The 15,584-nt window shown below is 34.1% G+C and carries 17 protein-coding genes; 13 read left to right on the top strand and 4 right to left on the bottom strand.

Features of this window, described 5'->3' with window-relative positions:
* Positions 1 to 147: 147 nt before the first annotated feature.
* From SPD45_RS12905 to SPD45_RS12890, 4 genes are read right to left on the bottom strand one after another with little or no spacing between them, the layout of a single operon-like run.
* Positions 148 to 1,611 (bottom strand): hypothetical protein, encoded by a 1,464-nt coding sequence (locus SPD45_RS12905; RefSeq protein WP_336268190.1) that lies wholly within the window; start codon positions 1,609 to 1,611, stop codon positions 148 to 150.
* Positions 1,612 to 1,616: 5 nt separating this feature from the next.
* Positions 1,617 to 2,672, bottom strand: coding sequence for a DNA cytosine methyltransferase (locus SPD45_RS12900; RefSeq protein ID WP_336268189.1), 1,056 nt, complete (start codon positions 2,670 to 2,672; stop codon positions 1,617 to 1,619).
* Positions 2,665 to 3,729: a DNA (cytosine-5-)-methyltransferase gene (gene dcm, locus SPD45_RS12895; protein ID WP_336268188.1), complete on the bottom strand. Its 1,065-nt coding sequence runs from the start codon at positions 3,727 to 3,729 to the stop codon at positions 2,665 to 2,667. Before dcm ends, SPD45_RS12900 begins: the two co-directional genes overlap by 8 nt.
* A 17-nt stretch (positions 3,730 to 3,746) precedes the next feature.
* Positions 3,747 to 3,995 (bottom strand): hypothetical protein, encoded by a 249-nt coding sequence (locus SPD45_RS12890; RefSeq protein ID WP_336268187.1) that lies wholly within the window; start codon positions 3,993 to 3,995, stop codon positions 3,747 to 3,749.
* Positions 3,996 to 4,492: 497 nt separating this feature from the next.
* Here SPD45_RS12890 and SPD45_RS12885 point away from each other — a divergent pair, with 497 nt between their 5' ends.
* The 13 genes from SPD45_RS12885 (at position 4,493) to SPD45_RS12825 (ending at position 14,524) form a co-directional block, all read left to right on the top strand.
* The gene (locus tag SPD45_RS12885; protein ID WP_336268186.1) at positions 4,493 to 4,777 is read left to right on the top strand and encodes a hypothetical protein; all 285 of its coding nucleotides are present in this window, start codon (positions 4,493 to 4,495) and stop codon (positions 4,775 to 4,777) included.
* A gap of 128 nt (positions 4,778 to 4,905) precedes the next feature.
* Complete coding sequence (locus SPD45_RS12880; RefSeq protein ID WP_336268185.1) at positions 4,906 to 5,637, top strand: hypothetical protein; 732 nt, start codon at positions 4,906 to 4,908, stop codon at positions 5,635 to 5,637.
* Between the two features lie 190 nt (positions 5,638 to 5,827).
* Positions 5,828 to 7,108 (top strand): DNA polymerase, encoded by a 1,281-nt coding sequence (locus SPD45_RS12875; protein WP_336268184.1) that lies wholly within the window; start codon positions 5,828 to 5,830, stop codon positions 7,106 to 7,108.
* Entirely contained in the window at positions 7,108 to 7,584 is a 477-nt protein-coding gene (locus SPD45_RS12870; RefSeq protein WP_336268183.1) for a hypothetical protein, read from the top strand. Before SPD45_RS12875 ends, SPD45_RS12870 begins: the two co-directional genes overlap by 1 nt.
* Complete coding sequence (locus tag SPD45_RS12865; protein ID WP_336268182.1) at positions 7,577 to 9,190, top strand: DNA primase family protein; 1,614 nt, start codon at positions 7,577 to 7,579, stop codon at positions 9,188 to 9,190. Before SPD45_RS12870 ends, SPD45_RS12865 begins: the two co-directional genes overlap by 8 nt.
* Positions 9,191 to 9,503: 313 nt before the next feature.
* Positions 9,504 to 10,124, top strand: a complete 621-nt coding sequence (locus SPD45_RS12860) for a recombinase family protein (protein WP_336268181.1) — start codon at positions 9,504 to 9,506, stop codon at positions 10,122 to 10,124.
* Entirely contained in the window at positions 10,096 to 10,623 is a 528-nt protein-coding gene (locus SPD45_RS12855; protein WP_336268180.1) for a DUF1643 domain-containing protein, read from the top strand. The genes SPD45_RS12860 and SPD45_RS12855 overlap by 29 nt, the downstream gene beginning before the upstream one ends.
* A gap of 44 nt (positions 10,624 to 10,667) precedes the next feature.
* Positions 10,668 to 10,862 carry a DUF3173 family protein gene (locus SPD45_RS12850; RefSeq protein WP_336268179.1) on the top strand — a complete coding sequence of 65 codons (195 nt, stop codon included), beginning with the start codon at positions 10,668 to 10,670 and terminating at the stop codon, positions 10,860 to 10,862.
* A 6-nt stretch (positions 10,863 to 10,868) separates the two neighbouring features.
* The gene (locus SPD45_RS12845) at positions 10,869 to 12,071 is read left to right on the top strand and encodes a tyrosine-type recombinase/integrase (RefSeq protein ID WP_336268178.1); all 1,203 of its coding nucleotides are present in this window, start codon (positions 10,869 to 10,871) and stop codon (positions 12,069 to 12,071) included.
* Between the two features lie 60 nt (positions 12,072 to 12,131).
* A complete protein-coding gene (mazE, locus tag SPD45_RS12840) occupies positions 12,132 to 12,347 on the top strand; it encodes a type II toxin-antitoxin system PemI/MazE family antitoxin (RefSeq protein ID WP_336268177.1) in 216 nt (71 codons plus the stop codon).
* 17 nt (positions 12,348 to 12,364) lie between these two features.
* Complete coding sequence (locus SPD45_RS12835) at positions 12,365 to 12,703, top strand: type II toxin-antitoxin system PemK/MazF family toxin (RefSeq protein WP_336268176.1); 339 nt, start codon at positions 12,365 to 12,367, stop codon at positions 12,701 to 12,703.
* Positions 12,704 to 13,009: 306 nt separating this feature from the next.
* The gene (locus SPD45_RS12830) at positions 13,010 to 13,318 is read left to right on the top strand and encodes a PadR family transcriptional regulator (protein WP_336268175.1); all 309 of its coding nucleotides are present in this window, start codon (positions 13,010 to 13,012) and stop codon (positions 13,316 to 13,318) included.
* A 12-nt stretch (positions 13,319 to 13,330) separates the two neighbouring features.
* Positions 13,331 to 14,524 carry a chromate transporter gene (locus tag SPD45_RS12825; protein WP_336268174.1) on the top strand — a complete coding sequence of 398 codons (1,194 nt, stop codon included), beginning with the start codon at positions 13,331 to 13,333 and terminating at the stop codon, positions 14,522 to 14,524.
* Positions 14,525 to 15,584: the final 1,060 nt, after the last annotated feature.

Raw genomic sequence — 15,584 nt, 5'->3', positions numbered from 1 at the left:
AAGTAAATGAGGTTTTAAAAGCCATTTATTAATAAAATAATAAATGGCTTTATCTGAATAATTGCATATTAAACCATCATTAAACCCGTGCACCACACACAATCTACAAACCTTTTATAAGTTAGCCAAAAGGAATTTTTATTAGCTTTAATTTACACTTGCAAACTTTTCAAGAGTTTTATCTGAAACCTCTTGACTTATATCTTCACCATAATTTTGTGAGATAATATCATGAAGATCACTATAGTCAATATCTCTAATATTATTATTTATATGGTTATATAAATATTCAGAAAAGGTATTTGCCCGTAGTATTACAATTGGAGACCCCTTAATATCTTCTAATACTGCTGGCACATATCTAGGTGTGAGTACAATTGTATATTTTGCACCTATTTTTTCTCTGTGTGAACGTAATCTACCTGAACTGAGGTTTGACAACTTGTTTTTAGTAGATTTAGCATCCACCGCAAATTTTTCATTTGTTGTTAAATAAATTGCTTCAATATCTGTTTGTCCTGCTCCGCCAATTCCAATTGCTTCAACATTATAAAACATATTAAAACCTTCAACTAACACTTCTTCAAATAAATAAGCTTCTTTTCCTTTGTTATTTTCCGCATATCTTTCTATTAACTTTGGTAATTTTAGTAACTTTGCTGTTGCTTGGTCTCTTTCTTCACCAATATAATTGAGAAGCTCCTCTGGGTAAAAGTTATATATCTCTTTAATCACATCAACCCTCAACCGTTCAGAATCATTTAATTTTAATGGATTATCATCAAAAGAATATGACTTTAACAAAATATCAACATAATCCTCTAAGGCTTTATTTAATACAACATATCCTCTAGTAACGCTTCTAAGTGTTGGTTTAGTAGTTGATTTCCTAACTGGATGTGCTAATTTACAAATTAACTCACCATCATATGCAGTCCATAAATCTGCTTTCTCTAATAATTTCTTTGTGTAATACTCCCATTCGTATGCAGCATTAACAAATACATGCTCATCTTCCTTAAATAATTTTTCAATTTGGGAATCATCCTTTTGCCTAAATTCTAATAAGCGCTTAACGAGTGTTTCATAACTTTCACCATTCATTTCTTGCACCTGTACTATGTAGTATTCCACTTCGTAATTATACAACTTATAGTCTAATCTAGAATCTCGTAACAATTTAAAAATTAACCTAAAAGGGTATAATTGAAATTGATTAGGTGTACTACCATGTGGGTGTTCGTACTGCATAGCATATAACATAGTAGTAAATATAAATTTTAACTTTTCAGGATTGGTAACGTGTTTTAAAAATAAGTTACCAAGAGGACTAAATATAAACCTCTTTTGTTTTTTAACAACTTCCTCATAGCCAAACATATAATACTCTAAAGTATTAATTCTATGATTAATAGCATCTAATGGTCTTTTGGGGTTTCTCTCTTTATATAAATCTAAAGCCCGCAATCGTTCTTGTATTTGATAATGATTCTCCACAGATAAATTAGACATACATTTCTCTTTAATATCTATTGCAACAGCCTTTATTAGTTCATAATTTGAAGTATGTCTATAAAGTATCCACTTTGGTGTTTCTATTGTTCTTGTCATATAATCTATCCCCCTATTTCATCTAGCACTTTTTTGAGCATTAGAGGTGGGATGGCCTCACCTATAATTGTTCTTATAAATGTGTCTGAAGCATCATCTGGAAGATTTATATTTTTTGGGATCGTAGATACAATAAAAGTTTCCAAAATACTTAATACTCTAGGGTCTGAATAAGTTCCATCCTTTAGCTTTCGTCCTGGGTGTACGTTATTATGCGAGCTGACACTGCCATTATAGGTTGTTCTAGCTGTAGCGGGCTTGTCCCAATTCATTCTTTTATACGTGTTATGAAACCCCTTTATCCTATCTCCATTGGCTTTTTTAGGATAATATACTTCATTTTTCATTGCACTTGCACCCGTTTTAGTATGTGACAAAGCTAGTATGATTCTATCATTTACTTTCTTTGCTTCATGCCATTTTATATTAGACTTCTCTCCAGGTGCCAGAGATGGTAAATGCCCAATAGCCTCTTTTAGCGTTATTTCTGGTTCTTCCACAGGCCAATCCCATTTTAATCCTTTTTTATACATTTTTATAATAGCTCTTGGTCTAGATTGTGGAACTCCATAATCTTTTACATTTAATACTCTTACTTCAATATTATATTCACCCGAATATCTGAAATTTAGCAACTCCTCCAAAGTGTAAAAATCATCCTTATATGGAAATAACATTTCAATAAATCTAGGGACATTTTCTATAAGGATGTAATCAAACTTTAAGTTATCGATAAAACTAAATGTCTCCAAAATGAGGAAATTTCTTCTATCTTTAATAAAGTCATTTTGTACTTTATTCTTACCAACGCTACTTATCCCTTGGCATGGAGGGGTAGCGATTAATAGTTTTACATCATCGGTTAATTCATTGTAAATAGCTTCTTTTGTGCTATCTTTCGTAATGTCACCACATATCATTTTGGTATTTGGGTGCAAATACTCATAACATTGAGCTCTTCTTTCTAGCAATTCATTTGAAACCACTACCTGTATTTTTTCTGGATCTAATAATAATTCTCCTATGCCTGCACTAGAAAATAACGATAATGCTTTAATCATCTGAAAAAACTCCTTCAATAATTTTTTTAATCATTAATGGAGGGATTGATTCACCTATACATTGGCGTATTAATATCTCTGGGGTCGAATCAGGTATATCCCAGTCATCAGGAATGCTATTTAATATCATTAGTTCATATGGTGTTAAGACCCTGGCATCAGAATATGTTCCATCCTCTAACCTCCGTCCAGGATGAACATTTCTTTGAGAACTTATAGCATCATTCCTGATGGTGATTGTAGGAGCTGGTTTATCCCACTCTATTCTTCTATAAGTAGTATCATACCCTTTTATCTTGTCACCATTTAATTTTCGAGGATAATGAGTTAGATTGGAGAAGGCTGATTCTCCAGTTTTAGTATGACTCATCCATAAAACATGTCTTTTGTCATGTTCTCGTGCAAAATGCCAATTTATATTGGACACTTCCCCAGATTCTAACGAAGGTAAATGAGATATGGCATCTCTAACTGTAATTTTAGGTTCTTTTTTTGGTAACTTCCATTTTTTATTTTTTGGATATAATCTAATTATCGCTCTTTTTCTAGTCTGTGGTACACCATAGTCTGCGGAGTCTAAAATATCAGTATCAATAGTGTAACTATCCTTGAATTCCTTATTTAATATTTCCGGAACTGTTAAAAGGTCATCTTTATAATTTAACATCAATCTTAATAATGAGGGAACATTTTCAATTAAAATATACTTAGGTTGTAATATATGTATAGCTTTTATTACATAACTTATTAAATAATTCCTTTCATCTAGACTCATTGAGTTTAGGCATCTATTTTTACCTGCGATACTCATACCTTGGCAAGGAGGGGATGCTATTAAAAAATCTATCACATGCTTTTTAGATTCCTTTATAAACTTCTCAAAAATATCTTCTTTAGAAATATCCCCAATTATCATTTCGGCATCGGGATAAGTGTATTGGTGTAACTTTCCACGTCTTTCAATTACTTCATTTGCAACTACTATATTTAATCCTATCTTTTTAAGATAAAGTTCTCCTATACCTGCACTTGAGAACATAGATACACCTTTCATCATTTGCACATTCCTCTATTTTATGAATTATTTTCTCTTAAAAATTTCCTATATAATTTAATGCTTCTTCTCAGTTGAGATTGAACAGTAGGCTGTAGTGTCTTAAAATCTTTTATTCTGTTCAGATTCAGAATCAATTCATCTTCTGGAATGTTTTGTGAAATATCTATAAATTTATTTACTCTTTTCAGTCGACTCTGAACATCTCTGGCCGATCTCAATTTAAGTTCACATTTCTCTATTAACCAATTATGAAAATCATTAGTCATAACTTAGTCCACCCACTTTTTATCAATATATTAGATATATTTTATCACACCTACTTATTAGCGTCAATTAATTGACGCGATATAGTGAAATTAAAAAATCTCTAATGGTCTTAAATACGAAAAAAACAGAACAAAAACTCCGATTAATTCCATCATTTTTTAAAAGAGTGTATGCAAAAAGATTTGGTCGTTTCTAGTATTGTTAAAGTTATAGTTTAAAATGGGTACCCTCGTCGCTCTGTTCACTTAAAAAGTGATTATAGTGACGAGAGTGACATGTTCTACCTTAATATTTTTATTTTTTCAATTAGTGGTTTTAGTAAACAGACATATTTATTAAATATTTAAATTTATTTTCGACTCCTTATCCGCCGATATCCGCCGAAGGCCCTCGGAAACGTTGTTGTGACGCTGCTCTTACGCCGTTTTTGACTGTACGAATAAAAATAAATCTGGTATAGTTCTTATTATTACATCAAATAAAAAGGAGCGGTTTAATGTTTAATATTTTTGATGAATTAAGTGAGAATTTACACCAGGAAGAAATAATTGAAGCGTTGGTGACTGTATCGATCATCGAAGAGTTCGATGGTGAAAACTTATCGTTTACTATCGATAAAGTGTTAAGTGGTTCTAATCATGTTGAAGGTGATCTTTTTTTAGTAGAGAGATCTGTATTAGAAGACGAAGATGCAGTCCATCAAGCAAAATTAAAGATAGGCTATTATGAGAATTTATCATTCCCGAACATCGAATGTGTCAGCATAAGACCTGTTTCATAGTTAGTAACGTAAAAAGATCTTAGATTAATTAATATGTATGTAGGCCAGTAAATTAGCCAACTTCTTCGCTACCATCGAATGTGGTGAATCGTTTTAATAATAGATATTTAAGGAGAGAATGGGTGCTTGTGGGAAATGAAATCTATTCAAAGACAGATATTATTCAATTGGTTAAAAAGTATGGCGAATTAGAATTTGAGCTCAATCAAACAACATTGGAAAAAAGATTGCAGGAAATTCTTGGATTTCTTAATGAAAGCAGAGTCCAATATCTACTTGGACGACAAAAGGAGAAAAAGTTGGGGGAGTATTTCTTTAATAATGAAATGAATTTGACTAAAGCCAGAGGTGCTATTTACCAAGGTTATGACTACAATTATATGGATGCAATATTTTTGGCTGTTCTTATTTCTTTATTTGACCAATCTTTATTCAAAAAAATAAGAAGACAATCATGGATAAGTAATCCCGAACAAGAAGAAAAACAGTGGATACAAGCATTCACTAATAAACTGAACCGTTTTGAGGCAGTATGGAGTGAAACGAGTAGGCAAGAAACTTGGGAGATCGTATCTGTAAATCTAGCGAGTATATTTTATAAATTCACATTACTACCTGCGATGAATGCTCAGGCAAAGGACTATCAAAATGATTTAGAAACACTATTAAAATTGTATGAAGAACTACCTGAACATCATAAAGTAGCATTTTATAATCAATCAATGAAAAGTAGGATTCCAAAAATGTTAGAGAGATTAGAGGATTACATTGAATTAGAAATAAATGACAACCCTAATGAGTATCACAAATATAAGTTAAATAAAAATCTAGTTGAAATTGACAAGCAGTTTGAAAAGTAAGTATCTAATATAACTATTAGATGCTTATTTTTTTTGCGTATTTTATTATCCGAAGTTTAATTATGAAAAACAATATTTATTTTCGATATAGATAGAAGATCGCTGTCGATTCATAATGAGGGATGAAAAGATTTGTTGCTGTAATTGATAAATTACATTTCTTTTTAATCTAGTTGGAAAGGAGGTCGAAATGTTTGTGAAACCCCAAAAGATGATATCACACACCAACTTGAACCATTTACTCTTAATGCCGAAGCATTACGACTTGACTCAAAGTCGTAAAGAAGTTGATGTGCTTTTACAGAAACACTCATTATTTAAAGAGTTATATCTTCTTGAAAAAAGCATCAGCCCAATTTTATCAACTTTAGAAGAATCGGGACTTCTCATCTCAGGTGAATGGTTTAAAAGTGGCTTGCAGGAAAAACAGAATCAATTAGTAGCTGTAAGGAATGAGATTAACCAGATGATGGGCGAAGCAGTGTCTGACCAAGTCGATGAGGACAAGCTGCATCATTATTGGAAGCTTAGAGAACTTCCAGTAGCTAAAGGCATGGATGAGTTAATAATGTACAGAAAATTACATCCGAGCTTTCAAATGATGTTGACCTACAAAAATTATCAAAACTATTTGAAAATGTGGGGGCAAAGATTGTTAGAAAAAGGCACAACAGTCGATGGAGGTGTCATACTCCAAGCTCAATGGAGAAGCTTCACTTCCTATACTGGGAGAATCTATGCCAGAAACTTGCCATTGACATCTCTGCCAAATGAAATGAGAAATTACATCATGACTCCTAAAGACTATCAAATAATTAGTTTAGACATCAACGCAGCAGAGCTTAGGTTCATGGCATATCACGCAAAATGTGGTTCATTAGTGCAAAAAATCCAGAAAGGTATCGATGTACTTACCGAAATTTCAGACATGATTCGTTACATTTTTGACAGTCATGACATCACTGGGAAGCAGTTGAGAAAGCTTGCTAAAGAATTTACGTATAGCCTTGCGTATGGTTCGGGAATTCAGACCATCACGAAAAAGATGCGTAAGATTTTTCCCCATGTGACCAGTGTAGAGGTGGATAGATTAAGAGCTGTATTTTATGATACGTATCCAGAACTACAACATTTTTTAAATGAAAGAGGTAAGAGTGAAAAATTGTTGACCGTGTTTGGTGAAATTGAACCAGTTGCTAAGTTTACAACAACACAGAAGAAAAATTTCACCTTACAGCATAGTGTGGCAGTAGCCCTTAAAGTTCTTCTTAATGTACTAGCTGAAAACGATTTTGAAATCATTCATGTTGTCCATGATGAAGTCTGGTTTTTAGTAGAAGAAAACATTTATCTTGATGAGTTTATAAAGCAGGTCGAAGAAAGATTTGAGAAAGAAATAGAAATGATCCTTCCAGGATTACCTACAAACGGAATTCTGTCGAAGGAAAAATTGAGAGGGGAAAAAATATAATGAGTAAAAATAATGAAAAATCAATATTATTAAGTCAATTCGAAGCAAAGGTAGAAGATGGACCAGTCAAATTTAGAGTTTTAAATGCAATGTATGACGACATACCCACAAAGAATGGGGTGAAAGAGATAGTAAAGTTAGAGCTTGAATTGCAAGAATTAAACAACGCTGATGGCAGTACAGAGGTAAAAGAAATTAATTTATTTGTGGACTTCACACCAAGAGGTCATTTTTACAAATTTGTTAATGCAGCAATTACTGCACTATCAACAACCTCATTTCAGCCAAGCAAGTTAATTGGATTGAAAGGAGAAGCGGTCCTAAGTCATTACCAGCCTGAAGGAAGCGACTTTTCATACCCACGAATTAACAATTGGGTCTTTTACCAGCGAAACGACAAGGTAGCGAAAGCATTAGAGCAGTACCAAAAAGATGATGGTATCGATTTCGACGAGGGTGGTGATGAAATTGTATAAGATTCAAAACAAAAAGAATCTACATTTTATTCGTCAATTTATTAAGGTGGAAAATAAACTAGTAATAGAAAAACAAACACGATCAGATCTCTTTGAAAGTTTTATTTCATCCGTGAAAGAAGGAAATTTAACATCTATACAAGTGTTAAATGATTTAAATGAACATTTACTAGCACCTATTTGCATGGAAAGCTTGTTAGAAGGAACAGATGTAAACTTTAATCCGGGTGGAAGTAGCATTCTGTCGGAAGAAGTTAAAGAGTCGTTTCATGAATTTATTTTAGACGTTGGACGAATTGAATTGGAGTACAACATGAGTGAGTCTGGGAGAATCAGCTTTAACAAGAAAAGCTTTGCAGAGCTAGTGATGGAACTAATGGCTTTAGTTGTAGACAGAAAAGATCCAGAGACGATTTTAGTCTACAACAATCAAAAAGGTTTTTGGGAAAAAGCTAGACAACCACTACATCGACTCATCATTGAGATTGCGCATGCAGCTGGTGGAAACATAGAAGACACCTGGACGAGCCACTTAGAGAGTTCAATTGTCGATATTTTAAAAAGGAAAGTAGCTTTTATTCAGTCGCTAAATTTCAATAAGAGTCACTTTCCCCTGGGTAACCATACCCTTGATTCCATCACAGGAGACTTGGTGCCGCATGCACCGAGTCACCTTGCAACATTTGGTAGTCCAGTAAATCATAATGAGGAAGCTAGATGTCCAAATTTTACTGAGTTTTTAGAAGGGTTATTTGAAGATGAAGAAACGATTCAATTTGTTCAAGAATTTTTCGGCTATACGTTGTCGTGTAGCCACCAATCAAATTCTTTTTTGATTGGTGTTGGGGCAGGTGCAAATGGTAAATCAACTTTGTTTGATATTCTCGCCCAACTGGTAGGGATTGAAAATGTATCATCAGCACCACTCTCTAATTTCAACACCGAATTTGGATTAGAGCCTTTAATTGGAAAAAAATTAAACTTAGCTACAGAGTCAGATCTAGAAAGCTTTAAATCAGGTAAGCTGAAGGCGATTTGTAGTGGAGAGACAATATCTGTGAATCGGAAAAACCGCCAGGAAGTTAATGTTGTATTAAATGCTAAACTCACGTTCTTAATGAACGAATTACCGCTATTAAGCGATGACAGTTTTGGCTTCGAGCGACGGTTGCTGATTTTACCATTCGACAGGATCTTCCTACCGCATGAACAAGACAAAGACCTACCAAAAAAGCTATCAAAGGAGCTAGAAGGTATTTTAAATTGGTCGTTAGAAGGACTGAGGCACTTAATCGCAAACAATTACACATTTACGGTGTCAAAATCCATGCTAGATGCAAAGGAATTATATTTAGGTGTTGGTAATCCAATTGAAAAATTTGTAAAAGAATGCATCGATTCTGTACCAGCAAAAGTCATGCCTGCTAAAGATTTATTAAATGCATACAAAAACTGGATGATGCTAGAAAAGTTACCTTTCAAAGGGACAGACAACCCTCAAAAGTTTTGGAAAATGTTCCAGGAAGCAATGAATCTTGAACTCATTTCATTTACTCGTGGGAAGTCCAATGGAATTACAGTTGTTCGTGACATTGGATTGAAGTAAAAAAGTAGGTACTGTCGTCACTGGAATCACTAACAGTGACGATGGGGGAGGGAGTGTCGCACTTTTAAGTCATCTTATCCTGTCGAAGAACTTTCCTTCAAATATATATTATACCTTTGATTCATTGAATGACTAGGTGAATTAAAGGAGGGAAGAAAGGTTAACTAGCACTTTCAGTAGTGTTGGGAAGGCTACTGAATAGACTGGCCAAAATGGCTATACCCTAATCGGCCACTTTGGTTCATTGATTTTACAAGAACGAAAGTGGCCGTTATAAGTGGCCAGTAATTGATTACAGAAAAGGGGATTTGGGATGAAAGTAGCATACATTAGGACTTCTACTAAAGAACAAAATCTGGACAGACAAATTCATGCTGTGAAAAAGGAAAATGTAGACAAGATTTTTAGTGAGCAATTAAGTGGTAAAGATACAAAAAGGGAAAAGTTTCAGGAAATGATGTCATATGTTAGATCTGGAGATGAGGTTGTGATCGCTTCCTTGGACAGGCTTGGCAGAGATTACTCGGACATTAAAGAAACAGTTAGAATCCTCCAAGAAAGGGATGTACGATTGACTGTGTTGGATGCTCCGTTTTTACATTTCAACACTGGTAATAAGACATTAGACAAAGCAATGTCCGATATGTTTATTTCTTTATTAGGTTATATCGCACAAAACGAAAGAGAAAAAATACTGGAACGGCAAAAGCAAGGAATCATACAAGCCAAATTACGTGGTGTTTACAAAGGGAGACCTCTGAAATATCATGCACAAGCAAAAAATCCAAAAGACAAACTCGTTTTTCTCAATGTTAGTCATCAATTAGAACGAGAGATTCCAATCAGACAAATTGCAAGAGAGAACGGGATATCTAAATCGACCGTCTATGAGATAAAGAAACGCATTGAGGAAGGAGTCAGTAGTCATGGTTAAAGAATCGACAACAGCAATTGATGTTACGTTTTTGGAAGCGGATGACGGTGAACATCGATATGCTACAAAACGTGTGTGGGATTCGAATAGTCCATTAGTAACTGTATTGACACTCTATCCTACGAACTTTAATTACGTTGAGAATGACTTGACGAATTTCTTGATTACCAGCAATGTTTACAAGCTTGGTTATGGTGGCTATTACAGTGTGAACTTGTTCTCTGAAAAATTAATAGATAAGAAAGAATACAAGTACATGTCGGATGATGTTAACGATGAAATTATCGTTAATAGTGTCAAAGATTCGGAATTAATTATTTTAGCTTATGGAAGCACGCCGAAGAAGAGCAAGCGAGTGCGTGAACGATTAGATGAATTGTTGGATTTATTAAAACAGAAGAAGTTAGGTAAGAAAATAAGGACACTTACTGATGAAGAAAAGATTAACTGCCGGCATCCATTGTCGGTAAATGTAAGAGCTAATTGGACTATTATGTAGCAAAAATTAAATGACAAAACATACAACAAGAGAGGGGAATTTAAATGGTTATGATTGATTACAAAAAATTGATGGAATACGGATTTAAACAGAACACTGCAAGATCAATCATTCGAGAAGCAAAGATTAAATTAGTCAATGAAGGCTTTACATTCTATGAAAATCAACGTTGCGGTGTAGTGCCAGTAGAAAAAGTCGAGGAAATTTTAGGAGTTAAATTTACTAACAAAGCGGGGTGAATTTGATTGGCCAAGACAAAATATCCAGGCGTATACAAGAATGAAAAAACAGGTCGATTCTTTTATAATGTTTGGCTAGGTGTAGATAAAATTACAGGTAAAACAATACAGAGGAAGCGATCTAGGAGTGAATTAGGTGAGCCGTTTTTAACTGCAAAAGCGGCTCATATTGAAGCAACAAAAATAAAGAGAGAGTACCATGAGGCGCATCAATACAGGAATTATAACATGACATACGATCAGTTCTTGACACAAATTTACTTACCTATTTATAAAGGGAACGTAGAAAAATCAACATGGCTATCTAGGAAATCTGTGTTTAAAACAATTAAGAAACGATTTAAAAGCAAAAAGCTAAGAGGTATTACTGTAGAAGATTGTGAGATGTTTCGGGTGTTCTTACTGTCGGAAAGTGGTTATTCACAGAGTTTCTCAAGTATGGTTTATAGCACGTTTAGAAGAACGTTAACGAAGGCGGTTAATTTGCAGTATATAGAAGTGAATCCATCCATGCGTACTAAAGCAATTCCTAAGGGTAAAGCTGTTGTACCCTATTGGACAAAGGAAGAATTTGAAAGGGTTATATCATCTGTTTATGTAAAGGATTTTTATGAACACATGTCGTTTGTTATGTTGTGGTTGTACTACACGACGGGGATGCGGGTTTCGGAAGGATTAGCATTAACATGGGATGATGTGGATTTTGAAAAGAAGACACTGAGGATCCATGGTACTTTGGAATGGTACAAAGGTGAGTACACAGTGAAACCGTACACGAAAACTAGAAGTAGTATGCGAATGATTTCTTTAGATGATGATACAATTTTTATTTTGAAAAAATGGAAAGAGCGTCAATTAAAACATGGTGTGACCAAGTTCATCTTAACTACCACAGAAAGACCTCTTGTCAGGGGAACAGTGAATAATATTGTCAATCGCTATGCTGATGCAGCTGGTGTGAAACGTATCCAAGCGAAAGGCTTAAGGCACAGCCATGCAAGTTACCTTATTAATCAGCACAACATTGATATTCTAGTTGTATCACAAAGACTCGGGCACTCCAGCCCGGAAATCACTTTGAAGCATTATGCACATCTATGGAATCGGAATGATACAGTAGTCGCAGAAGCGATAGCAGGTGATATTGACATTAATATCACAGATAAAAAATTAATAGGATTTTATGGTAATCAACATGTTAAAAATTAAAGTGTAAACGTCTTGGATGAATCTATTCCAGGGCGTTTATTTTTTTAGGAGGTGAGAAAGATGATAGTTGGAACGTCTAATGCACGGAAACAAAGGAATGCAGTCGTCATAACAATACCAGCACGCTTTAATATTGAAGTCGGTCAAAAATTCTACATTATAAAGGAAGATGAAACGATTAGATTAATACCTGAAACAGAAGATTTCTTTAAGAAGATAGATGAACTAAATTTACAGCAAGAGCTAGAAGAGTATGCAAAAAAGTATGTGCCCTGAATGGAGAGTAAAGATTAATGAAGCAAAAAGATGTCATATCAGTTGAATCATACGATGAAGTACTTGATCGGTACAGTAAGACAGAATATGTGGTTTTGAGTAGGGATGAATATAACGTTGCGATGAAACAGATACTAGCATGTAAGATTATTTATATAACAGATGTGAAACCTTATTTTATTCCAATTAGGATTCCAGGATTAAGAAGAAACAGTAAGGTTAATACGCTAAACCTTTACACATTAGAATTTACCAACGTTCTAAAAGTTAAATCAGAATCCATAGGAGAAATCTCAAGCAAAGAATTTTTGGAAATCGCTCAGGTAGTCTCTTTGAATTTCAAATTTCCGATATAGAATATTATGTTTTATGGATATTAAACCAGTAGTTGTTTAGTAAGTAGAGAGGGGAGGAAGTCATTAACTGTGCTAAATAATACTGCAAATCAAAACCACCAGTTCACACTGGTGGTTTTGATTTAGATGATATAACTGTTCAACAATTGCACGCGTTTGTTGTTTGCGAAAAAGAATTTACCACTGTTTAAATGTAAAGGTTATGTAAATAATTAGTTTTTTTATTGAAAGTGATCATAGTGTATTATATATTATTGATATCGGATAACGATATCTGGTTTCGATATTGCTATTGGAGGTGATGTTTTGGAGGATAAAGTATTGCGTAAATTATTTCTTGGATTTATTCATATACACATATTACACCATGCAAAAGAGCATCCGATTTTTGGTGTATGGATGTTAGAAGAGCTCAGAGAACACGGATACAGTATCAGTTCAGGGACTCTCTATCCTATACTACATTCAATGGAGTCTGATGGACTTCTAATAAGAGAAGATAAAAACGTGGAAGGAAAAGTTAGGAAGTATTACACGATAACTGAAAAAGGAGATTTAGTTCTTAACGAAGCTCGGAAAAAAGCTTATGAACTCTTTAAAGAAATTAAAGAATAAAAGGAGATAATAATGAATCAAAGTAACCCGAATAGAGGATTTAAATCACTCTTGGAGATATTTTTAGTTTCAACACGACTTGGATTGACTTCATTTGGTGGACCAACAGCCCACTTAGGGTATTTTCATGAAGAATATGTACGAAGAAGAAAATGGATGGGTGAAAAAAGTTATGCCGATTTAGTTGCTTTAGCACAGTTCTTACCGGGTCCAGCTAGTAGCCAAGTTGGAATCGGTATAGGCGTTATGCGTGCGGGGATATTAGGTGGAATAATATCTTTTATAGGGTTTACATTACCGTCTGTTATTGCGCTTATCCTTTTTGCTTTACTGCTCACTGGATTTGATATAGGAAACGCTGGATGGATACATGGATTGAAAATTGTAGCAGTAGCGATAGTTGCACATGCCATTATTGGGATGGCTAAAAACTTGACGCCTGATTTAAAAAGAAAAGCCATCGCTTTATTTGCGCTAATAGGCACGCTTCTTTGGCAATCAGCTTTTACTCAAGTAGGTGTTATTTTAATCGCTGCATTCTTTGGATTCCTTTTATTTAAACAGCACGATGAGATTGAAAAAACTAAATCGAACTTTCCGATTACCAAAAGGGTATCGGTGATCTGTCTACTGTTATTTTTCGGCTTATTATTTTTCTTACCCGTTATTCGAGAAGTAACTGGATTCTATTGGATAGCTTTGTTTGACAGTTTTTATCGTTCAGGTTCTTTGGTTTTTGGTGGGGGACATGTCGTTTTGCCTTTGTTAGAGCAGGAATTGGTGCCATCTGGCTGGATAAGTGAAGAGTCTTTTTTAGCAGGTTATGGTGCGACACAAGCAGTACCTGGGCCTTTGTTTACATTTGCAGCTTACTTAGGTACTGTTATGAAAGGTTGGCAAGGCGGTTTAGTGGCGACACTTGCGGTTTTCTTACCTGCTTTTTTGCTCATTCTCGGTGCATTACCATTTTGGGATAGTTTACGCAACAATCATAAAATTAAAGGAGCAATAATGGGCGTAAATGCAGCAGTTATCGGCATTTTAATCTCTGCTTTTTATTTTCCGATTTGGACAAGTTCAATCTTGGCACCTATTGATTTTGCTCTAGCTGCCATTTTATTTAGTATGCTTGCCTACTGGAAGCTCCCACCGTGGATTATCGTACTGACTGGTGCAATTGGTGGCTCTTTAATGACATTCGTTTAATGTGGTTTTGAGTAGGGATGAATATAATTTTGCGGTGAAACAGATATTAGAATGCAAGGTTATTTACTTAATAAATGTAAACCCCTTTTTGATTTCTATCATTGTAAGCGGCCTGAGAGGGAACAGTAGGGTTGATACATTGAATGTCTATACAATTTATGATAACAGAATTGCGGATGAATCAATTACCACTTTAGACCAGGTTTCTAACAAAGAATTTTTGCAAATAGGACAGGCTCACTTATTAAACTATAACCTTCAAATATAGCATATTAATTAATTAGATCACAAGGTGATTTGCAAAAATACCATGCTGATTACCATGCCTTTTTTAAAGGAATGCTATTGTATCAAGGGTTACAGGTGCTGTTTGCAGATTGAGTGGGAGTAATTCACTAGAGGCATTTGAAGTGAAAACGTTGATTTGACTGCATTTCGATGGTACGTAAAATGGATGAAATGATTAAAAATGAATAGGTTCTCCGCCAAGATTCCGCCAGAGGAATTGGAGAAAATGAGAGATATTGTGTAAAAGCAGTATCTCTTTTTTGATTTTTATTTGTTTTAATCAATGTCTACAAGTGCTTTATCGCACATTATTATCAGCAAGTTAAATATAGCATTTATAATTTAATTAATGCATTTAAATATACTTGAAGGGGAATCTCCGCCAAATGCACGAAGCAATAGTATCTAGTTGTCTTAAATTAGGGGAAAGACAGTCAAATAACTTTAAATTATACTAAATCAACAAAAGTTATTGTGAAAAAGGTATTTGTAAAATTTATTTAACAAAACTATCTTTTACAACTTTTAAAAAATTTCGAATATGACTGTCTACGGGATTTCAATATGTTTTTCTTTATCTTCTCTAATACTGATTTATCTAGTACAATATTGATAAGGATCTAGTGTATGGAGGTATAGTAGGTGACAGAAAAACTATATTTAGAAAATCTTAAAGCAGTTAAAGATTTAGACATAACAATCTATAAAGAAGCGCTTGATAATGCATTGAATGATAAAAACAATACAAACATTGCTTTATCTGGTTCTTATG

The sequence above is a fragment of the Pseudogracilibacillus sp. SO10305 genome (assembly GCF_037072005.1).
Taxonomy (GTDB): Bacteria; Bacillota; Bacilli; order Bacillales; family Amphibacillaceae; genus Pseudogracilibacillus; species Pseudogracilibacillus intestinigallinarum.
This window is presented reverse-complemented; position numbering and strand designations above follow the sequence as displayed.